The organism is Limisphaera sp. 4302-co (assembly GCF_049537155.1).
Taxonomy (GTDB): domain Bacteria; phylum Verrucomicrobiota; class Verrucomicrobiia; order Limisphaerales; family Limisphaeraceae; genus Limisphaera.
In genome coordinates this window covers 193,673-213,536 of sequence record NZ_JBMVQZ010000001.1, presented here as the reverse complement: position 1 = coordinate 213,536, position 19,864 = coordinate 193,673, and the positions used below count along the sequence as shown (strand labels likewise).

The 19,864-nt window shown below is 66.2% G+C and carries 18 protein-coding genes; 11 read left to right on the top strand and 7 right to left on the bottom strand.

Annotation, left to right across the window (positions count from 1 at the left end):
• The first annotated feature begins 70 nt into the window (after window positions 1-70).
• From ACPDIX_RS00785 to ACPDIX_RS00765, 5 genes are all read left to right on the top strand, one after another.
• Entirely contained in the window at window positions 71-871 is an 801-nt protein-coding gene (locus tag ACPDIX_RS00785) for a ComF family protein (protein WP_423429862.1), read from the top strand.
• 65 nt (window positions 872-936) lie between these two features.
• Entirely contained in the window at window positions 937-1,887 is a 951-nt protein-coding gene (gene accD, locus ACPDIX_RS00780) for an acetyl-CoA carboxylase, carboxyltransferase subunit beta (protein ID WP_423429861.1), read from the top strand.
• Between the two features lie 14 nt (window positions 1,888-1,901).
• Entirely contained in the window at window positions 1,902-3,083 is a 1,182-nt protein-coding gene (locus tag ACPDIX_RS00775) for an aldo/keto reductase (protein WP_423429860.1), read from the top strand.
• A gap of 81 nt (window positions 3,084-3,164) precedes the next feature.
• Window positions 3,165-5,120, top strand: coding sequence for a biosynthetic arginine decarboxylase (speA, locus tag ACPDIX_RS00770; protein ID WP_423429859.1), 1,956 nt, complete (start codon window positions 3,165-3,167; stop codon window positions 5,118-5,120).
• 51 nt (window positions 5,121-5,171) lie between these two features.
• Window positions 5,172-5,864 (top strand): hypothetical protein, encoded by a 693-nt coding sequence (locus tag ACPDIX_RS00765; protein ID WP_423429858.1) that lies wholly within the window; start codon window positions 5,172-5,174, stop codon window positions 5,862-5,864.
• 15 nt (window positions 5,865-5,879) lie between these two features.
• Here the strand turns inward: ACPDIX_RS00765 and ACPDIX_RS00760 are convergent, their stop codons facing one another.
• The 3 genes from ACPDIX_RS00760 to ACPDIX_RS00750 form a co-directional block, all read right to left on the bottom strand.
• The gene (locus ACPDIX_RS00760) at window positions 5,880-6,125 is read right to left on the bottom strand and encodes an FmdB family zinc ribbon protein (RefSeq protein WP_423429857.1); all 246 of its coding nucleotides are present in this window, start codon (window positions 6,123-6,125) and stop codon (window positions 5,880-5,882) included.
• Between the two features lie 133 nt (window positions 6,126-6,258).
• Window positions 6,259-7,041: an SPFH domain-containing protein gene (locus ACPDIX_RS00755; protein ID WP_423429856.1), complete on the bottom strand. Its 783-nt coding sequence runs from the start codon at window positions 7,039-7,041 to the stop codon at window positions 6,259-6,261.
• A 52-nt stretch (window positions 7,042-7,093) separates the two neighbouring features.
• On the bottom strand, window positions 7,094-8,365 hold the full coding sequence (locus ACPDIX_RS00750; protein WP_423429855.1) for an NfeD family protein: 1,272 nt from the start codon (window positions 8,363-8,365) through the stop codon (window positions 7,094-7,096).
• A gap of 422 nt (window positions 8,366-8,787) precedes the next feature.
• Between ACPDIX_RS00750 and ACPDIX_RS00745 the strand changes: the two genes are divergently transcribed.
• The 5 genes from ACPDIX_RS00745 to aat all read left to right on the top strand — a co-directional run bounded on the left by ACPDIX_RS00745 (window position 8,788) and on the right by aat (window position 13,704).
• A complete protein-coding gene (locus ACPDIX_RS00745; protein WP_423429854.1) occupies window positions 8,788-10,002 on the top strand; it encodes a glycosyl hydrolase in 1,215 nt (404 codons plus the stop codon).
• Between the two features lie 153 nt (window positions 10,003-10,155).
• A complete protein-coding gene (locus ACPDIX_RS00740) occupies window positions 10,156-12,168 on the top strand; it encodes a SpoIIE family protein phosphatase (RefSeq protein WP_423429853.1) in 2,013 nt (670 codons plus the stop codon).
• 52 nt (window positions 12,169-12,220) lie between these two features.
• Entirely contained in the window at window positions 12,221-12,529 is a 309-nt protein-coding gene (gene clpS, locus ACPDIX_RS00735) for an ATP-dependent Clp protease adapter ClpS (RefSeq protein WP_423429852.1), read from the top strand.
• Entirely contained in the window at window positions 12,526-13,008 is a 483-nt protein-coding gene (locus ACPDIX_RS00730) for a hypothetical protein (protein WP_423429851.1), read from the top strand. The genes clpS and ACPDIX_RS00730 overlap by 4 nt, the downstream gene beginning before the upstream one ends.
• Window positions 13,009-13,032: 24 nt before the next feature.
• Window positions 13,033-13,704 carry a leucyl/phenylalanyl-tRNA--protein transferase gene (aat, locus tag ACPDIX_RS00725; protein WP_423429850.1) on the top strand — a complete coding sequence of 224 codons (672 nt, stop codon included), beginning with the start codon at window positions 13,033-13,035 and terminating at the stop codon, window positions 13,702-13,704.
• 272 nt (window positions 13,705-13,976) lie between these two features.
• Here the strand turns inward: aat and ACPDIX_RS00720 are convergent, their stop codons facing one another.
• Both ACPDIX_RS00720 and ACPDIX_RS00715 read right to left on the bottom strand, forming a co-directional pair.
• The gene (locus ACPDIX_RS00720) at window positions 13,977-14,639 is read right to left on the bottom strand and encodes a PEP-CTERM sorting domain-containing protein (protein WP_423429849.1); all 663 of its coding nucleotides are present in this window, start codon (window positions 14,637-14,639) and stop codon (window positions 13,977-13,979) included.
• A gap of 109 nt (window positions 14,640-14,748) precedes the next feature.
• Entirely contained in the window at window positions 14,749-15,951 is a 1,203-nt protein-coding gene (locus ACPDIX_RS00715; RefSeq protein WP_423429848.1) for an AGE family epimerase/isomerase, read from the bottom strand.
• A 171-nt stretch (window positions 15,952-16,122) separates the two neighbouring features.
• On the opposite strand from ACPDIX_RS00715, the gene ACPDIX_RS00710 reads away from it, so the two are divergent.
• Entirely contained in the window at window positions 16,123-17,265 is a 1,143-nt protein-coding gene (locus tag ACPDIX_RS00710; RefSeq protein ID WP_423429847.1) for a phosphotransferase enzyme family protein, read from the top strand.
• A 55-nt stretch (window positions 17,266-17,320) separates the two neighbouring features.
• On the opposite strand, the gene ACPDIX_RS00705 is transcribed toward ACPDIX_RS00710, so the two are convergent.
• A complete protein-coding gene (locus ACPDIX_RS00705; RefSeq protein ID WP_423429846.1) occupies window positions 17,321-18,433 on the bottom strand; it encodes a response regulator in 1,113 nt (370 codons plus the stop codon).
• A gap of 100 nt (window positions 18,434-18,533) precedes the next feature.
• Window positions 18,534-19,667, bottom strand: coding sequence for an FAD:protein FMN transferase (locus tag ACPDIX_RS00700; protein WP_423429845.1), 1,134 nt, complete (start codon window positions 19,665-19,667; stop codon window positions 18,534-18,536).
• Window positions 19,668-19,864: the final 197 nt, after the last annotated feature.

Genomic DNA, 19,864 nt, shown 5'->3' with positions numbered 1-19,864 from the left:
GGCCGATCGAGTAAACTTGAGGAAATCCCGCCGGTGTGGAACGCTACGGCCGGAACCCGTGCCAGGTCTCATGGATCCGGATTTGGCCCAGGCCGGATGGATTCGAGTCGCGCCGGACCCCTTTGCCCGGAGTTTGATTTCGCGTCGGTGGCGTCGGTGGTGGGAGGCGTGGTGGGGGTTGCTGTATCCGCGAGTGTGCCAGTTGTGCCGGAGCGAACCGGCCACGCCGCGCTGGGGATGGGTGGGACGGCGGTGTCGCAGGCTGGTGCAGCCGCTGCGTCCGCCCTGGTGCGAACGTTGCGGGTTGCCGATCCCGGGCGAGGCCACCGTGCAGTTCGAGTGCGCCAACTGTCGCGGGCGCGATCTGCCGTTCTCCACGGCGCGGGCGGCCGTGGTGGCCGAAGGCCCCGTCCTCGAGGCGATCCACCGTTACAAGTATCAGGGCGCACTCTGGTTCGAGCCTTTCCTGGCACGGCTGCTGGTGCGGGCGGCCGCCGACGCCGTACGGGAGGGGGGATGGGACGCCATCGTGCCCGTGCCGTTGCATCCGGTGCGGGAACGGGAGCGCGAGTTCAACCAGGCCGCCCGCCTGGCGCGCCACCTGGCACGGGCCACCGGTCTTCCACTCGAAACCGGCTGGTTGCGGCGGGTGCGCCCCACCAAGATGCAGGCCCTGCTGAGTCGCGACGAGCGGCTGCGCAACGTGCGGCGGGCCTTCCAGCTTCGCGCGGGTGCGGTGGTGCGCGGGCGCCGGCTGGTTTTGGTGGACGACGTGTTCACCACCGGCGCCACCACCGGAGCCTGTGCAGGGGTGCTGCGTCAGGCAGGCGCGGCGGAGGTGTGTGTTTGGACAGTTGCACGCGGGCTTTGATCCGTTAGAATGCCGCCAAACGCGAGGATCCCAGCGTCGTGTCAAAAGCAAAACCGAAAGCGTCCATGACAGACACCTCGTCCACGCGCACATCCGGCACCGCGCCGGCCGGTGCACCGCAGGCGGCGCCGGCTCCGGCGTCCGATCCGGGCACGTCCTTCGTGAAGAAGCCGAAGCTGGCCGGGCGCTCGCGCAAACGGGACATTCCCGAAGGCTTGTGGACCAAATGCCCGAAATGCGCGGTGATGGTCTTCGACAAGGAACTGGACGAGAACCTCAAGGTCTGTCCCAAGTGCGGCCATCATTTCCCGATGAGCGCCCGCGAGCGGATCCACTCGCTGGTCGAGACCTGCACGTTCGAGGAGATGGACGCCGATCTGGTGAGCGTGGACGTGTTGGGGTTCACGGGAGTGGCCAGTTACACCGCCAAATTGGACGAGTACCAACGGGCCACCGGGCTGAAGGACGCCATCGTGACGGGACTGTGTCGGATCGGCCCTCATTATTGCGGCCTGGGCGTGATGGACTTCGGTTTTCTGGGCGGGTCCATGGGCTCGGTGGTGGGGGAAAAGGTGACCCGCTTGGTGGAGGTGTGCACGGACCGCGAACTGCCGGTGATCCTGATCTCCAGCAGCGGCGGGGCCCGGATGTACGAGGGCCTTTTCAGTCTCATGCAGATGGCCAAGACCTGCGGCGCCCTGGCGTACCACGCGCGGGCCCGCCTCCCCTTCATCAGCGTGCTGACCCATCCGACCACCGCAGGTGTCATGGCCAGCTTCGCCAGTGTGGGCGATCTCATCCTGGCCGAGCCCGGCGCCATGATCGGCTTTGCCGGTCCGCGGGTCATCAAGGACACCACGCAAAGCGAGCTGCCGCCCGGTTTTCAGACCGCCGAATTCCTCCTGGAACATGGTTTGATTGACGCCATCGTCCCGCGACCTCAGCTCCGCTCCAGGCTGATCACGTACCTCAACTATCTGACCGCAGGCCGCCGTACCGTCTCACGGGCTGTTTGATCCGGGTCCACACGATGTTTTACCGCCGCTTTGGCCGCACCGGTTTGTCCATGCCCGTGCTTTCCTGCGGTGGCATGCGCTTCCAACATTCCTGGAAGGATGCCGATGCGCCGGGCATCCCCGCGGAGAATCAGCGGAACCTGGAGGCGTGTGTCTGGCGGGCGTACGAACTGGGGATTGTCCACTTCGAAACGGCCCGCGGGTACGGCACTTCCGAACTGCAGTTGGGCCGGATCCTGCCCCGACTGCCGCGTGACCGGATCCTGGTTCAGACCAAGGTGGCTCCCCGGGCGTCGGCCGAACTGTTCCTGCGGGACTTCGACACCTCGCTGCGCAACCTTGGCCTGGATTACGTGGATCTGCTGGCCATCCACGGGATCAACAACCGGCAGTTGTTCGAGTGGACCATGCGACCACGCGGTTGCCTGGCTGCCGCCCGCCAGCTCCAGCGAGAGGGCCGCGTCCGGTTCATCGGTTTCTCCACCCACGCACCCACCGACCTGATTGTGGAAACAATTGAGACGGGCGAGTTCGACTACGTCAACCTGCACTGGTACTTCGTCAATCCGCTGACCTGGCCGGCGGTACGCGCCGCGGCCGAGCACGACATGGGGGTGTTCATCATCAGTCCCAACGACAAGGGGGGCAAACTCTACGACGCCTCGGCCCGGATGCGGGCCCTTTGCGCGCCGCTGACGCCCATGCAATTCAACGACCTGTACTGTCTGGCGCGCCCGGAGGTCCACACGCTCAGTTGCGGGGTGGCGCGCCCTGCCGATTTCGACGAGCACGTGGAGGCGCTGCAACACCTGCCCCGCGCTGCGGAGGTCATCGCGCCGATCGAGGCCAGGCTTCGGGCCGTGATGAAAAACGAGCTGGGCGCCGACTGGTGCGCCCGCTGGTTCGAGGGCATCCCCGAGTACACCGAGGTGCCCGGCCAGATCAACATCCTGGAAATCCTCCGCCTTTGGACCTATGCCAAGCCGCTGGATCTGCTCGCCTGGGCGCGCATGCGTTACAACCTTTTGGGCCAGGCCGACCACTGGTTCCCCGGGCAGAATGCCGCGCGGGTGGACGAGGTGGATCTGGGTCCCTGCCTGGCCGGCAGCCCGTTCGCCGATCGGGTTCCGGACATCCTGCGGGAGGCGCACCGGCTGTTTGCCGATCGCCCGGCTCAACGCCTCGGCAATCATTGAGGGAACCGCTCAACTGCGCTCTGGATTGCTTTCCCAAGACATCCTTCTATAGTGCCAGCCATTTTTGAGCGAGACGACCAAATGAGCCAGCCGACCGATGCAAGGCAGTCCTGGGACATCGCCCGAGCCCGGGAGCTCTATCACATTGATCGTTGGGGCGCGAAGTACTTCGACATCAACGAGGAGGGGCACGTCGTGGTCCGCCCCCTCCAGGAGGCGGGTGCCACGGTGGACCTGACCGACGTGGTTGAAGAAGCACGCGCACGGGGGCTGAAGTTCCCGTTGTTGATTCGTTTTCAGGACATCCTGCGGCACCGGGTCGAGGCCCTCAACAAGGCCTTCCAACAATCCATCCATGAGTTCAACTATCAGGGACGTTACCGCGGGGTCTTTCCGGTGAAGGTCAACCAGTTGCGGGAGGTGGTGGAGGAGATCCTCGACGCGGGGCGCCCGTACGACTTCGGCCTCGAGGTGGGCAGCAAACCCGAGTTGTACGCCGGTCTGGCCTTGCAGCCGGCGGTGGGCAGTCTGATCGTCTGCAACGGGTACAAGGACGCCGGTTTCATCCGGATGGCCCTGCTGGGGACCAAGCTTGGCAAGACGGTGATCCTGGTGGTCGAAAAGCTCGAGGAGCTCCGCCACATCATCGCCCAGTCACGGCAGGCCGGCGTGGAGCCGATCATCGGGCTGCGGGTCCGGCTGCTGGCCAAGGGATCCGGCCGCTGGGCAGGCAGCGGCGGTGAAAACGCCAAGTTCGGTCTCAGCACCGCCGAGATCCTGGCCGCGTGCGAGATCCTCCGGTCCGAAGGGCTCGCCCACTGCCTGAAACTGATTCACTTTCACATCGGTTCCCAGGTGACGGACATCCTCACCATCAAACGGGCCGTGCAGGAGGCGGCCCGCTACTACGCCAAACTCCGCAAGATGGGATTCCCGTTGCAGTACCTTGACGTCGGCGGCGGTCTGGGCGTGGACTACGACGGGAGCCGTTCCACCTTCGAGAGCTCCACCAACTACACCCTGCAGGAGTATACGAACGACGTGGTGTACTACATCGCCGACGTGTGCGACGCCGAGGGGGTGCCGCACCCGGATATCATCAGCGAGAGCGGCCGGGCCATTGTGGCCCATCACAGCGTGCTGGTCGTCGAAGTGTTCGGGTCCATCGAGAAGTGCCCCCCGGAGGCGCGGTTCGAATTCGGCGAAAAGGAGCATCCCCTGGTGCACGAATTGCTCGACATCCGGCAAAACCTGGAGCGACTGAACAAGCTGGAGGCCTACCACGACGCCCAGGAACGGCGCGAAGACGCCCATCACATGTTCATCCTTGGCCTGATGGACCTGCCCGACAAGGCGAAGATCGAGACGCTCTACTGGGACATCAGCCGCGCCGTGGTGGCCCATTACAAGGGGCGCCCGCACGTTCCCGAGGAAATCCGCAAACTCGAGGACAGTTTGAGCGATCAGTACCTCTGCAACTTTTCGGTGTTCCAGTCCCTGCTGGATCACTGGGCGCTCGGGCATCTGTTCCCCATCATGCCCATCAGCCGGCTGAACGAGCCGCCCACACGCGAGGCCACGCTGGTGGACATCACCTGTGATTCGGACGGGCAGGTCAACCAGTTCATCGATCTGGAGGACGTCCGGGACACCCTCCCTCTGCACGCGCTGCAACGCCGCAACAATGGCAACGGCCGGCCGGGCGCCGTGGAGCCCTATTACCTCGGCTTTTTCCTCATGGGCGCCTACCAGGACATCATGGGCGATCTGCACAACCTGTTCGGCCGCGTCAACGAGGTGCACGTGTTCCTCGACCCCGACGAGCCGGCCGGCTACTACATCGAGGAGATCATCGAGGGCACAACCATCGTGCAATCCCTGGCAGCCGTGCAGTACGACGAGAACGAACTCAAACGCCAGATGAAGGCCCAGGTGGACGAGGCCATCCGGTCCGACCGCATGAAACCCTCCGAAGCCATGCGGTTGCTGGATGAATACGAGCGGGGCCTCCGCGAGTACACCTATCTGTCTTTTTGAGGACCCGACCGGCCCGGAACGCGGCCGGTCTCCCCGGCAACCCGGTCACAGATGGACGTGTCCCACGCCCCTTCCCAACTTCCGGCCCGGGCCCTGCCGGGGTTGATCCAGGGTTTGGCCGGTCTGGCTTGGGCCCTGCCGCTGGGCATGGTGGTTTGCGTGCAGACGGCCCGGCAGATCGGTTTCTGGAGCCTGGGGCCCTGGCCGGCGGTTGCCGTCACCGGCTGGCTCTATCTCTGCACGCTGCGCCTTCCATCCTCCTTCAACCCGGGCAGCTCCTGGGATGGCTCGCTCCGGCGCAGTCGTTCCCTGGCACTGTTGCTGTGGGGCTTGAGCCCGTTCCTCTACTGGCACGCGCGCTTGCCCGATCATCCGTGGTTCACCCTGATGACCGGAATCACCGGCGTGGCGGGGTGGTGGCTCCTCATCGAGGTCAATCGGTTCCTGCCTGCGGCGGCCGCGTCTTTCGAAGATCCCCGCCTGACCCATGAGGTACGTGGCCTCTGTCACGTGAACCGTGTGATCTTCGTGCTGGGGGGGCTGGTCTGGCTGATGGTACGGGTTCTGGCACAGGCCGACTCCCTCCCGGCGCCGGCGGAACGATACGGCCTGTTGCTGCTCCGATTGGAGGCGCCGCTCTGGATGTTCTTTCTGGTGGCGCCGCTGGCCCTGACGCTCGCCTGCCTCTGGAAGACCCGCGAGGCCGCCTGGCGGGAGCTGTTGCGCCGGGCCGGCCTGCAATAGGCGATCTGCCCACCCTTACTGGCGTTCGTATTCGCCCTTGCCAATCCGTTTGAAGACGGTAAAGCCGGCTTTTTTGGCGTCGGAGATCGAGAGCGGCTTGAGTTTCTGGGGCGTGTTGAAGGTGCTGATGACCTTCCGCACCGGCCGCTTGCAGGCCGGACAACGCGTCAGCTCCGGCGCGTTCACCGGCCGCATGAGCGTGAAGCGGCCCCCGCAAACCGCGCAGTCGCCTTCGCACAATTCGTACTCGTAGAGCGGCATGGTTCCCCTTCCTCCCGTTGCCTCCCAGAGTTTCCACCAGCGCACGGAACTTTGCAACCGCCCCTGCCGGCCCGGCGCTTTTTCGCCGCGGCGCCGGGCGCGGTTGGAAAGGCGGCTCCGGGGCTGCGGGTGTTCAGCCGCCGCTCTTGCGTTGGTTGAAGACGTTGAAGAGTTCCAGCGGCAGCGGCACAAACGTGGTGGTGCTGTGCTCGCTGGCGATCTCCCGCATGGTCTGCAGATAGCGCAGCTGGAGCGCGATCGGTTCCTTGGCAATCATCTGCGCGGCCTGGACCATTTTCTCGGCCGCTTGGAACTCGCCTTCGGCGTTGACGATCTTGGCCCGCCGTTCCCGCTCCGCCTCGGCCTGTTTGGCCATGGCGCGTTTCATGCCGTCGGGCAGCGCCACGTCCTTGACCTCCACGGCGGTCACCTTGACTCCCCAGGGATCCGTCTGGCGGTCAATGATTTCCTGGAGTTTCTGGTTGATCTTTTCTCGGTGGGCGAGCAGTTCATCCAGCTCGGCCTGCCCCAGCACGCTGCGCAGTGTGGTCTGGCCGAGCAGCGCGGTTGCCTTCCAAAAATTCTCCACCTTGACCACCGCCGCCACCGGGTCCACCACCCGGAAGTACAGGACGGCGTCCACCGTCACGGGCACGTTGTCACGCGTCATGATCTCCTGGCGGGCCACGTCAATCGTCACCACGCGCAGGTCCATCTTGACCATGCGATCGATGATGGGGATCAGGATCACCAGGCCCGGCCCCTTGGCGCCGATCAGCTTGCCGAGCCGAAAGATCACGCCCCGCTCGTACTCGCGGAGCACGCGGAACATCTGCGGCAGGGCCAGGGCGCCCACAATGATGATGGGCACCACCCACGATCCCAGGTTCAACAGTTGCAGGATGAGCTTTTCCATGTCTGTTCTCCTTTCTTCCGAGCAGAGTCGAAAAACCCGTGCTGGCGACGGCTCACACCGGTTTCTGGCCGGGGAGCGGCCGGACCTTCAAGGTCAAACCCTCCACGGCCACCACCTCCACACGGGCGCCTTCCTGTACCGGTTCGTCGCTGACGGCGTTCCAGTACTCGCCCTCCACGAACACCCTTCCACCATGTGCGTCAATGGGGGTGAGCGCCGTGGTTTGCAGACCGATCATGCTCTCGCGGCCCACCCGCACGGGTAACCATTGCGCGCGAAGGCCCTTGGCCACCACCCATACGAAAAAGGCCGTCGTGACCACCGCCCCCGGGAGGATATAGGCCCACGAGAGGCGAAAACCGGGTTCCACCCCCTTGAACAACATCAGGGACCCCAGCAGAAACGAGACCACACCCCCGACCGTCAGCACCCCGTGGGAGGGGGCAAACACGTCGGCTATGAACAGAATCACCGCCAGCACGATCAACGCCACGCCTGCCAAATTGATGGGCAGCACCGACGCCATGTACAAGACCAGAATCAGGGCGATCGCCCCGACCACCCCGGGGAAGATCGCCCCGGGATTGCTCAGTTCACCGATGATGCCGTAAATGGCCACCAGCATCAGGATGAAGATCACCTCCGGCCGCCAGAGCCGCTGAAACAAGCGTTCCCGGAGGATCATCGGGATTTCCCGGACCTCCGCACCGGCCGTTTCCAACGTGCGCCCTTCCACGCTGCGCCCGTCCAACTGCTGCAGCAGATCTGCCAGGTCCCTGGCAATGATCTCGATGACGTTCAGTTCCCGCGCCTTTTCGGAGGTGATGGAGGCACTTTCCCGGACGGCGGCGCGGGCCCATTCCACGTTGCGTCCCCGTTTCCGGGCAATGGCTTCGATGTAGCTGGCCGCGAAGTTCTCCAGCTTCTGCTTCATGACGTCGTCGGTTTGCTGTCCCCCGCCCATCGGGTTGAGCGCCACCGGATGAGCCGCCCCGATGCTCGTGTTGGGTGCCATCGCAGCCACGTGGGCCGCCAGGGTGATGAAACAGCCCGCGCTTCCGGCATTGGCGCCCTCCGGCGCCACATAAACGACCACGGGAACCTTCGACGCGTAGAAGGCTTGAACGATCTCCTTGGTGGACTCCAGCAACCCGCCGGGCGTGTCCAACTGCACGACCAGACATTCGTCCCCGGCCTCCTGCGCCTCGCCGATGGCGCGCTCGATGTAGCTGGCCGTGGCGGGCCCGATGGGACCGTCAATCCGGATCAGGCCCACCGTGGCCGCCATCGCGGCCATGGTGCCCGCCCACCAGGCGGCACACATGGCCCAAGCACCCCGCCGATGCGTCCTCCCTCTCATGTGCCGTTGTTTTCAAGCCAACGATACCGCCCCGGGCGGCCCGGGCAAGGTGATTCGATTCGCCCAAGCGGGTCGGCGCGCCGGCCTGGCGGGCCCCTGCCATCCGTCATGGACTTTTGCAGCGCCAAGCCGCACAGTTGCAACCCGCCATGCAGTTGGGTCCTCCTATCCGCGGGATGCAATCGGCAACGCCCGCCACAGGATCGCCCGGGGAAACGGTGCCGGCCGGGGTCGCCCGGTCAGGGTTCCGCCCACCCGCCACCGGCCGGTGTCGCCTTCCCTCCCACGGAGCCGCCCTGCTCCTGCTGTTGGCGTCAGGACGCACTCCTTGCGCGGGCGAACCTCCCCCCGTCGCCGGCACCGAGGCGTTCCTGGACTCGCTTGGCGTGGTCAGCGCCGTCTCACGCCGCGGGGAACGGCTGGATCGGACGGCCGAGGCGCTGCGTTTTCTCGGACTGCGCTGGGTCCGCTCCGGCTACGAAAGCGGCGTGTCCGTGGGCGATCTGCTGGAGCTGCACCGCCTGACCGGCGTGCGGTTCAGTTACGGCCTGCTCAGCGGTGGCAACGACCTTGACCGTTTGCTGACCGGGGCGCGCAAACTCGCCGAAGCCGGCGCGCTTCTGGCACTGGAGGGCAACAACGAACCCAACAACTGGCCGGTCACCTACCAGGGACGCAAGGGCGGCGGTACGAATTCCTGGGTGCCCGTTGCCCTGCTCCAGCGCGATCTCTATCGAGCCGTGAAGGCCGATCCCGTGTTGAGGCGCTTTCCCGTCTGGACCGTGTCGGAACCCGGCGCGCAGACGGACAATGCCGGGCTGCAATATCTCACCATTCCACCCGGCGCCGGCACCCTCCTGCCCGCAGGGACACGTTTTGCGGATTTTGCCAACGTGCACAACTACATCTATCACCCGGCCGCCCCGCGGCTGGAAGACAACAAGACCTGGAAGGCCGCCGATCCGTCTCCGGCCTGTCCCGTGGACGGCCTCTACAAGAATTTCGGTCGCACCTGGCTGAAGGGCTTTGCCGGCCACCCACCCGAGGCGCTCGAACGACTCCCCCGCGTCACCACCGAAACCGGAGTGACCGTGGGCGGCGAAGTGGACGAGGAAATCCACGGCTGGCACCTGCTGACGATGTACCTGGCCCAGTTCAAACGCGGCTGGCGTCACACCGCCGTTTATCTCTTGCGGGATCGAACGGACGAGGCGGGGAACCAGCGGTTCGGGTTTTACCGGCCCGATTACACGCCCCGGCCGGCGGCGTGGTATCTGCACCGTTTGACCGGGTTGTTGCAACCGGCCGGACCCGCCGCATCGGATCCGCAACCGCGCCCGCCGGCTTATCGAGCGGATCCCGCACCCTCCACGCTGCACGATCTCCTGCTCCACCGCCCCGATGGCGTCTGGATCCTGATCCTTTGGAACGAACGGGTTCACGGTACCGACCGGGTGACGGTTCACTTCGACCGGACTCACTCACAAATCCACGTGCACGATCCGATGGCAGACCCGACCCTGCTGCAGACGTTCAGCCAGGCTTCCGAAATGGTCCTGGACCTGGGTCGCCATCCGCGGGTGCTCTGCATCGCCGAGTGATGGTTGCCGACGCGGTCTCGACCGGCCCTCGGGAGGTCCGCTGCGTGCGACCGCCCCCGCTTGCGTTCATTCCTCCGACCTGACATGTTTCGTCGCGGCTGGTCGCAGACCCTTTTCGCCTGCGGCCGGCGCGGTGGGAGGAGAGATTCTTCGATGCCCGAACGACCGCTACGGATCCTGGTCGTCGAACACGACGCGGTCACTGCCGAAACGTTGGTCACCCAACTTCGGCAGGCTTGGGAGACTGCGCCGGAGGTCGTGCTTGTGCCGTCGCTGGCGGAGGCGGTCCAACGGTTGGGCAAAGAACCGTTCGACGTGGTGTTGCTGGAGTTCGGCCTGCCGGACGGAGCCGGCCTGGGCAACCTGCCTCTGCTGAAGGGCGCGGCCCCCCGCGTGCCGGTGGTGGTGCTGGGCAGTGCCGACGAGGAGGCCCTGGCCGTCGAAGCGGTGCACGCCGGCGCCCAGGATTACCTGGTGAAATCGCAGTTGGACGTCCGCTGGCTGCGCCGTTCCATCCGCTACGCCATGGAGCGGCACGCCGCCGAGATGGCCCTTCTGGACGCCGAGGCCCGGTACCGCGAGGTCTTCGATCACCTCACCGAGGGCATCTTTCGCACCACCCCGGAGGGACGGTACCTCATGGCCAACAAGGCCCTGGCCCGCATCTACGGCTATTCCAGTCCGGAAGAGCTCATGCGGTCCATCACCGACATCGGTTCCACCCTTTACGTCCAGCCCGGCCGGCGCGAGGAATTCATGCGTTTGATGGAGCAGCACGACGTGCTGACCAATTTCGAGTCGCCGGTCTTCCGGCGGGATGGCCGGATCATCTGGATCAGCGAGAACTGCCGCGCGGTGCGGGATGCCTCCGGCAAACTGCTCTACTACGAGGGGACCGTTCGCGACATCACCGAACGGCGCGCGGCCGAGGAGCGCCTCCGGAACTCGGAGGCCCTCTACCACTCGCTGGTCGAGACGCTCCCGCAGAACATTTTCCGCAAAGACATCCAGGGCCGCTTCACCTTCGCCAATCAACAGTTCTGCCGCACCCTGGGCAGACCGTTGGAGGCGATTCTGGGCAAGACCGACTTCGATTTCTACCCGCCCGAACTGGCCAGCAAGTATCAGCGTGACGATGCCCGGGTCATAGCCACCGGCCAGACCCTGAATTTGGTGGAGGAACATCGCCTGCCGGACGGCCGCACACTGTATGTGCAGGTCGTGAAGACCCCCCTGCGCGGTGCTCACAACCAGATCATCGGGCTGCAGGGCATCTTCTGGGACATCACCGAACAGCGCCTGGCCGAACAACGCATCCGCCAGGCCAACGAGGAACTGGCCCGCAGTCAGGCCGAGCTCCAGCGGAAGAACGCGCAAATGGCGGAGGAACTCCGGATGGCCCGCGAGATTCAGATGTGCCTCCTGCCCCAGCACGCGCCGGTCTTCCCGCCGGAGGCCGGGCCGGGGCACGGCGCCTTTGCCTTCACGCAGCGTTACCTGCCCACCGGCGAGGTCGGCGGCGATTTTTACCACGTGGCCGCCCTGTCCGAGACGGAGGCGTCCGTCTTTCTCTGCGACGTGGCGGGGCACGGGGTCCGGTCGGCCCTGGTAACCGCAGTGATCCGGGCCTTGTTGGAAGAGCTCAAACCCCTGGCCCGGGATCCGGGAGCGCTGCTGACCCGACTCAATCAGGAGCTGCTGAGCATTCTTCGCCACGCCGACGCCAGCATCCTGACCACGGCCTGTTGCCTTGTGGCCAACGCCGTCACCGGCGTGCTCCGATACGCCAACGCCGGTCATCCCCGACCGTTCCACGTGCGCCGCAGCACCGGCGAGGTGACCCCCCTGCCGCGGCCCACGCCACGGCCCCAGCCCGCCCTGGGTCTCATCGAAACCGTCGCCTACCAGAACGCTGAAATCACCCTTGCCCCGTCCGACCTGGTGATGCTCTACACCGACGGCCTCTACGAGGTCCACAACGCCAGCCAGGAACTCTACTCCACCGAACAACTCGAGGAGGCCGTCCGGGCCCGGTTGCAGGAGCCCACACCCGACCTCTTCGACGCCCTCCTGGCGGAGGTGCGCAGCTTCTCCGGAACGGCACAATTCGAAGACGACGTCTGTCTGCTGGGGGTGGATTTCCTCCAGCCGCTGCACGAACCATGAGCGGCGGGGGCGCACCTCGACAACCCGCCTACCCGGTTTTATCGTTTCCCCGATGAGCCACGCAACCGACACGACCGAAAAGGTGCAACCCACACCGGACGTCTCCGACCGTCCCGCCCCGGAGACCGACCCGGGCTGGTTGGTGGTCTGTTGGAACGATCCGGTCAATTACATGGACTACGTCACCCACGTCTTCCAGCGGGTCTTCGGCTGGCCCCGGCACAAGGCCGAGTACCACATGCTCCAGGTGCATCATCAGGGACGCAGCGTTCTGACCCGCGAAACGTTGGAGAAGGCGGAGCACTACGTCCACCAGCTCCAGAGCTACAACCTCCACGCCACCCTCGAACGCGCCGAATGAAACTCCTCGAGGCGGACGGCGATCGGTTCAGTTTTTACCTCACCCCCACCGAACGAGCGGTGCTGGCCGAACTGCTCGAGGCCTACCCCTGCGTGCCGCCGGCCCACGCACGGCACCGGGCGCTGACCCCGGAAACGCCCGACGGCACCAGCATCCAACAACTGCTCGACGAGGCACTGGCGGAACAGCGCCAGGCCACGCGCCGGCAGATCCGGCAGTGGATGCGCCAGCCGGACACCCTCCAGCGGCACGGGCATGGCTGGAAACTCCAACTCCGGCCGGGCGAGGTCGAAATGCTGCTGCAGGTGCTCAACGACGTCCGCGTGGGCAGCTGGATCGCCCTGGGCAGCCCGGATCCGTTGCCCCAGGAACTGCCGCGGGACCCCGAGCGCGCCCATGCACTGGCCACCATGGAACTGGCCGGCTGGTTCGAGATGAGCCTGCTCCAACAACTGCACGAACCTCCCCCGCAGGCGTGATGCGCCCGCGGCATCGTTCCTGCCATGCGCGCATCCCCGCACGTGCCCGCCCTGCTCAGCCACCGGCTGTGGTTTCCCGACCCCCGTCTGGCCGACGCAGACGGGCTGGTGGCCATCGGCGGAGATTTCTCCCCGCAACGCCTGCTTCTGGCCTATCGATCGGGCATCTTTCCCTGGACGGACAACCCCATCACCTGGTGGTCGCCCGACCCGCGCGCCATCTTTGAGTTCGATCGCGTCCACATCCCCCGCAGCCTGCGCCGTCTGCTGCGCAAGAACCCGTTCCGCATCACATACGACCGCGCCTTTCGCGCCGTGATGGAGGGTTGTGCCCAACCGGCCCCCGGCCGCGAGGAAAGTTGGGTCACACCGGCCTTCATCCAGGCCTACACGCGTCTGCACGAGCTCGGTCACGCCCACAGCGTGGAGGTCTGGCAGGGCCACGCATTGGTGGGCGGCGTCTACGGCGTGGCCATCGGCGGCTTCTTCGCCGGTGAATCCATGTTCCACCGTGTCAGCGACGCCTCCAAGGTGGCGCTTGTCCACCTGCTGGAGCACCTGCGCGGCCGCGGCTTCGTGCTGTTTGACACGCAGATGCTGACTCCCGTGACCCGACTTCTGGGCGCCGTGGAAATCCCGCGCGACGAGTACCTGCGCCGACTGGCCGAAGCCCTCCCCCTGGATCGCCGGTTCTGATGCGGACGGATCGGGATCCCGCGCCCGATACGAAGAGCCGGCTGCTTGGAGTTCTCTTTCAACCCGGGCCCGGCCTGCCGGGTCGGCCTGCCGGGCGCAGCGGCCGTGCGAATGTCGCCCGGCCCGATCCCATGGTCGTGCGCGCCCGAATCCGGGGGCCGCGCATGGGGCTCTGGATCCAGGTCACCGGCCGGAAAAGGAAAACGGGCCGTTCCACGCTAAGGAACGGCCCGTGTCGTTGGGTTTTCAACCCGACGACCAACCCTGTTTCCCTACCCTCGCCTGCGGAACCAAAGCATCAAGCCGCCACCCAGCAGCAAAGCCAGCGCGTCGGGCTCGGGCACTGCGTACAAGCGCACGTTGTCGAAATAGAAGTTCACCGGCATGTTGTCGGGGGAGTTGGCGCCGGTCCACAACTGGAACCATGTGTCTCCGGGCTCCCAGCCCAGCCACGAAAACGGCTGGTCGATGTGCAGGGTGTAAAGATTGTTGTCGCTGGCGTCGTGCCAGCCCGTGACGGTGAACTGGTTCTCGCGCTGGGTCCAACCGGCGGCTCCATCGCTGTTGCCCACGATGGTGAGCTGGAACCAACCCGAGGTGTTCGGCGGAAAACTGCCGCCGTCCACCATGACGTCAAAGCTGATTCGAGCCAGGTCACCCAGGTTGGCCAGCTCTTGCATGGCCAGTTGCTGGTTCTCCACGCCGCCGCCCGGTCCCCACGAAAACTCCTTGGTCAACAAGTTTTGCCATCCGCCGGCGGTATGGTTCTGCTGGATGGTGGCGCCACCGCCCCATCCGGCAGGCGCGTCCGCCTTCCGTACCACGTTCTGGAAGCCTTCGACGTCCGAATCGAAGGTGAACAACAATTGAGGTTGGGCCTGCAGGCCCCCGGCCGCCAGACACAGGGCCGCACCGATCCATGCTCGCGCTTTCATGGTATGCATGGCCGCCATGGGTTTCGTCCAACGATGTTGCGACCCCAGTCTCGGCCGTAAAACGGCCGATGTCATGTCATCAAAACGCACGACAGGGCCCCGCCCTGCCTCAATCGCGCAACCGCCGGATGGCCTCCAGACAGGCCCGCGCAGAGTGGTAGGGAGCCTTCCACTCGCTGGACTTCGGGAGGGACCGATCCGGCTGACCCTGTTCGTTTACGCGCCAGAACCAGTCCCCGTGCACCGGGTCGGCCACCCGGGTTTGGATGAATTCCCAAACCCGCCGGGCGGCCTGCAGAAACCTCTCGCGACCGGTCAACCGCCAGGCGTGCAGAAAACCGACCAATGCCTCGGCCTGAACCCACCAGTCGCGATCCGTCCGGGTCACTTTGCCATCCCTGCCTTCGTAGGCCACGCCCCCGTCGGGGGCCATCGCCTCGGCCAGGACCGCCCCGGCCATCTGCACGGCCGTGCGCTCGACGCGGCGCTTCAGATCCGGTTCGCCCAGCGCCTCCGCAGCCTCGCACAGCAGCCAGGCCGCCTCGATGTCGTGTCCGTATGTGTAGCTGGCGTCGCCCACCGGCTGCCAGTCGGGCCGGAAAAAGGCCCGCAGGTGATGCGTGGAAGGGTCCACGATCCTGTCCAGGAAAAGCTCCAGCAGCTCCCGCACGCGCCGGCGCAGGTCTTCGTCCGGCCAGGCGCAGTACAGCGTGGCCCAGGCCTCCAGGACATGGAGGTGGGTGTTCATCGATTTGACAGTGCCCAGGTGGCTTCCCCCCACCAGCGATGGCGCGGGTCGGGACCAGTCACGCACGAAGGCCTCGCCATAGCCGCCGTGTCCCGCATCTCGCGCCCGGGAGTCCACCGTCCGGTACCAAGAGCGGGCCCGGTCCAGAACCTCCGGTGCGCCAAAGGCCAGGTGATACTGTGCCAGGGCGTAAACCCCGAATGCCTGCCCGTACACCTGCTTGGTATCGTTGCGAACGCGGCCGGAACGATCCAAGTGCCAGTACCCGCCCCTGTAGTCGGCATCCCAGAACCGGTCGCGAACCCATTCCAGCGCCCGGTCCGCCAGTGCGTGGAATTCGGCTTCCTGGCGCAGGTCGGTCACCGCGGCAAACGTCCACAGGATGCGCGTGTTCTGCACCAGGCCGCGGGGCCGGGTGGGATCCGGTTCACCCGTGACCGAGAGCCACCCGTGAAAACCACCGGCCTCCCGGTCCACGGCGGGTCCGGCCCAAAAGGGCAGGATGTGCCCGAACAGGTGCCGTTCAATCTCCTCCGCCCAGGCGATGCGTTCCTTTGCTTCCATGGTGGTGACAAGCGGGCCGGCCACCGGCGGCCACCGGCCGTCCGGTCGTCACGCGACTCTTTCCGGGCCCCGCAGTCAAGTCCGGAAACTCGAGCCGTGCGAAGCCGCGCGAACGGAAGCCATGCTTTGCCGTTGCCCGGGACCGGGGCGTTTTGCAGTTTGGTCTGGCCCATGATCGAGCGCGACGCCGAACTCGGAACGTTGCTGCGGGTCACCCGGCAGTTTCAGGTCCACGGCGACCTGGTGCACGCCGAGCCATGCGGGATCGGCCACATCAACCGGACCTACATCGCCACCTACAACCAGGGCGGCGCGCGGGTCCGGTACGTGCATCAAAAGATCAACCGGCGTGTGTTCCGCGATCCCGGGGCGGTGATGACGAATCTGGAGCGTGTGTGCGCTCATCTGCGCCGGAAGCTGGAGGAACGCGGTGAAAGCGACATCAGCCGGCGCTGCCTGACCATCGTGCCCACGCGGGACGGCCGCTCGCATTACGTGGACGACGATGGCGAGTACTGGCGCACCTACGTCTGCATCGAAGGGGTCCGCTCCTGCCAGGCGGTCACCGATCCCGACCTCGCCTGGGAGGCCGGTCGCGCTTTCGGCGAATTCCAGGCCCTGTTGGCGGATCTGCCCGGGCCCCGCCTGCACGATACCATCCCGGACTTTCACCACACCCGGAAGCGTTTCGCGGCGTTCGCCGAGGCGGTGCAGAGGGACCCTCTCAACCGGGCCCGCCACGCCCGGGCGGAGATTGAATTCGCGCTCCGGCATGAACCGCTCGCCGGCGTGGTCCTCGACGCCCTGGCGTCCGGACGCATCCCGGAGCGGATCACCCACAACGACACCAAGTTCAACAACGTCCTGCTGGACGAACGAACGAACCGCGCGCTGGCTGTGGTGGATCTGGACACGGTGATGACCGGCAGCGTGCTGTACGATTTCGGCGACATGGTCCGCACCGTCACCAGCCCCACTGCCGAGGACGAACGCGATCTGAGCCGTGTCCGGGTCAGTCTGCCGCTCTTCGAAAAGCTGGTCCAAGGGTACCTGGGGAGCGCCGGTTCGTTCCTGACCCCGGCGGAGCGCGAGTTGCTGGTGCCGGCGGGGAAATTGATCACGTTCGAGACCGGCCTGCGGTTCCTCACCGATTATCTGCTCGGCGACACCTACTTCCGCATCCACCGCCCGGGTCACAACCTCGACCGGTGCCGGACGCAGTTCCGGCTGGTGGCCTCGCTGGAAGAACATCAGGATGCACTCGAAGAGATCGTCCGCCGCGCCAATCATCACGCTCCGGCACCCGTCCGCTAGTCCGGCCGGTCCGCGACACGAACCCGCGGAGAGAAGCCGGCCTCCTCCACCCGAATCAACCAGCGGCTCCGGATGGCCCGCTCTCCGGCCAAAGCACGGTCACCACCGTACCCCGCTCCGGCCGGCTATCCAGCGACAGACCGCCGCCATGCACCTCGGCCAACCGCCGGCAGATGGTCAGGCCCAGCCCGAGCCCTTGTTGCTCGCGCACCTTCCGGTTGAACTGCACGTAGGCGCCCATGCGCGAGAGTTGTTCGGGCGTCATACCGCACCCGTGATCCCGGACGCGGAGCCGGATGCCGGTGGCATCCCGGCCCAGCTCCACTTCCACCGGGGTCCCCGCCGGCGAGAACTTGAACGCGTTCCCGGCCAGTTCCTCCACCATGCGGGCCAGGTACTCCTCGGCCATGGGCACCGTCACCGGCTGCAGCCGGAGCTGCAAATCCGCCGGACGCCCGGCCTGCGCCGCCACCTCGCGCGCCCGCGCCTCCACCACCTCGCGGGCATGCGGCGTTTGCTTCTGCCGCAGTGCGGCCATCCGGTCCGAATCGGCACTCAGCAGTTCCAATTGCGCGTAGATCAGGAAATTCTCCACCAGGCGGGTCAGTCGCCGCCCCGATTCGAGGATCACCTGCCCCATCTCGGCCACCTCTTCCGGTTGCAGGGACTCCGCGTCGGTCGCCAGGAGTTCGGCATAGGCGAGGATGCCGTTCAATGGCGTACGCAGTTCGTGGGGGAGGGCCAGGCTGATGCTGTCGCGCAGGTCGGCCAGTTTGCGTTCGGCGGCCTCGCGGATTTGCTGCGCCTTCCGGAGGCGGGCCTCCACCGCGGCATGCAACTGCTCGGGGGTGAACGGCTTGGGCAGGTAGTCGTCCGCGCCCAGTTCCATCCCGTGGCGCATCCCGGCCGGGTCGGCGTATCCGGTCATGAGGATGAACGGAATGGCAGCGGTGGCGGGATCGTCGCGCAGCGCCGCCAGGGTCAGATACCCGTTCATGTGCTGCATGTTGATGTCGCACAGGATCAGGTCCGGGTGTTGCTGGCGCGCCAATTCCACCCCCTCCCGCCCGTCGGGTGCCTCGATCACCGCGTACCCTCGCCGGGTCAACACCGCGTTGACCATTTCCCGCAGGCCGGGTTCGTCGTCTATGACCAGAATCTTCTTCATCCTCCACTTGGCGCCGCCCCGACCAGTAGACCCGGGGGTGCCCTGCCCGCAGAGCCGAACCACTTCTTCGATCTGAGGGACAGGACCCGCCTTGCCAAGGCTATCCACGGGGCCCCGGCGCGGCAACTCGAAGCACACGCCGGAACTCCCTTTCCGGTTCAAACGGTCGGCCGGCCCCCGCATCAGGATCGGCCACAATCCCTTCCATGTATCGGCACCAATGCCGGGTCTCCCAAGTACAAATTCCGTCTGCCCCTGCCTCCACGACCCGCGCCGCCGCTCCCGGTACGCTTTCGACCAGGCAGAGGCCCGCAACGGGCCCCAACACACTGACCGCCGTGGAGAGCGCGTCCGCGGTCATCCCGCGTCTGGCGATCACGAACACCAGACTCCGGTTGGTCAGCCCGACGCCGGTCCGCGGATCCACAATGTGGGAATACCGAACCCCGCCCAGCTCGACGTACTGGTACAGGTCTCCGGACGTCGCCAACGCTCGTTCCCGCAGGACGACGGATGCGTCTGCACCGGAATCGGCGGGCTTCAAATCCGTGAGGCGGACCCGCCAACCCGGGCGCCCCGGCGGCGGTTCGCCCACCGCCAGGTCACCGCCCGCCTCCACCATGGCCCGGCGGACCCCAAGCGCGCGCAGCGTGTCGAGGGCTTCGTCCAGGACAAAACCCTTGGCCAACCCGCCGAGGTCGAGCCGCATGCCCGGCTTGGCCAGCCGCACGGCGCGTCGGGAACGATCAAGCTCCACGCCGCCCCAGCCCACCGCCGCTCGTGCCCGTTCCAGCCGGACCGGATCCGGCAGTTCCCTCTGCCGGCGGGCGCGGCGCCACAATTGCACGACCGGCCCCACCGTGACATCGAAGGCACCATCCGTGCGGGCGGCCATCTGCTGCGCGTACTGCAGCACCTCCCACAGCTCGGTGCTCACCTGCACCCAGCGCCCGCTGCCGGCGCTGCGGTTCAGGAGGGTCAATTCACTGTCCTCTTCATAATCGCTGAGGATCCCGTTGAGCTGTCGCACCCGGGCGAAGACTGCACTGGCCGCCTCTCTCGCCGCGGCTTCGCTCGGCGCATAGAGGACCATCCGGAATTCCATCCCCATCTCGGGCCGGGCAAACTCATACCGGGCCAGGTCCCGTTCCGGCAGGCGAGTAGCACAGCCCGGGCCGGCCGCCAGACAAACTGCCACGCCCGCCACGGCAGAGACTCCGACGAACCGTGGCATGCACCCGAACCTGTTCCTTGCGCGCGATCTCACAGGGTCAGTTTCCCCAAAAAGCCGCGTTCCAACAACCCGGATCCCGACCCGGCAAAGGACCGGCGCGATTGCATCTTTCCGAGGCGTACAGCCGGACCGACCGGGAGGAGCCTGCCCCTCTGGCCGGCAGGATCGATGTGTCCGGGCCGGGGCGGGCTTGACCC

Coding starts and splice junctions, on each gene's coding strand:
- ACPDIX_RS00705 (WP_423429846.1), bottom strand. CDS start 18,433: ATGAAGAAGATTCTGGTCATAGACGACGAACCCGGCCTGCGGGAAATG.
- ACPDIX_RS00720 (WP_423429849.1), bottom strand. CDS start 14,639: ATGAAAGCGCGAGCATGGATCGGTGCGGCCCTGTGTCTGGCGGCCGGG.
- speA (WP_423429859.1), top strand. CDS start 3,165: ATGAGCCAGCCGACCGATGCAAGGCAGTCCTGGGACATCGCCCGAGCC.
- ACPDIX_RS00785 (WP_423429862.1), top strand. CDS start 71: ATGGATCCGGATTTGGCCCAGGCCGGATGGATTCGAGTCGCGCCGGAC.
- ACPDIX_RS00730 (WP_423429851.1), top strand. CDS start 12,526: ATGAAACTCCTCGAGGCGGACGGCGATCGGTTCAGTTTTTACCTCACC.
- ACPDIX_RS00765 (WP_423429858.1), top strand. CDS start 5,172: ATGGACGTGTCCCACGCCCCTTCCCAACTTCCGGCCCGGGCCCTGCCG.
- ACPDIX_RS00710 (WP_423429847.1), top strand. CDS start 16,123: ATGATCGAGCGCGACGCCGAACTCGGAACGTTGCTGCGGGTCACCCGG.
- accD (WP_423429861.1), top strand. CDS start 937: ATGACAGACACCTCGTCCACGCGCACATCCGGCACCGCGCCGGCCGGT.
- ACPDIX_RS00775 (WP_423429860.1), top strand. CDS start 1,902: ATGTTTTACCGCCGCTTTGGCCGCACCGGTTTGTCCATGCCCGTGCTT.
- ACPDIX_RS00750 (WP_423429855.1), bottom strand. CDS start 8,365: ATGTGTGCCGCCTGGTGGGCGGGCACCATGGCCGCGATGGCGGCCACG.
- ACPDIX_RS00740 (WP_423429853.1), top strand. CDS start 10,156: ATGCCCGAACGACCGCTACGGATCCTGGTCGTCGAACACGACGCGGTC.
- aat (WP_423429850.1), top strand. CDS start 13,033: ATGCGCGCATCCCCGCACGTGCCCGCCCTGCTCAGCCACCGGCTGTGG.
- clpS (WP_423429852.1), top strand. CDS start 12,221: ATGAGCCACGCAACCGACACGACCGAAAAGGTGCAACCCACACCGGAC.
- ACPDIX_RS00760 (WP_423429857.1), bottom strand. CDS start 6,125: ATGCCGCTCTACGAGTACGAATTGTGCGAAGGCGACTGCGCGGTTTGC.
- ACPDIX_RS00715 (WP_423429848.1), bottom strand. CDS start 15,951: ATGGAAGCAAAGGAACGCATCGCCTGGGCGGAGGAGATTGAACGGCAC.
- ACPDIX_RS00700 (WP_423429845.1), bottom strand. CDS start 19,667: ATGCCACGGTTCGTCGGAGTCTCTGCCGTGGCGGGCGTGGCAGTTTGT.
- ACPDIX_RS00755 (WP_423429856.1), bottom strand. CDS start 7,041: ATGGAAAAGCTCATCCTGCAACTGTTGAACCTGGGATCGTGGGTGGTG.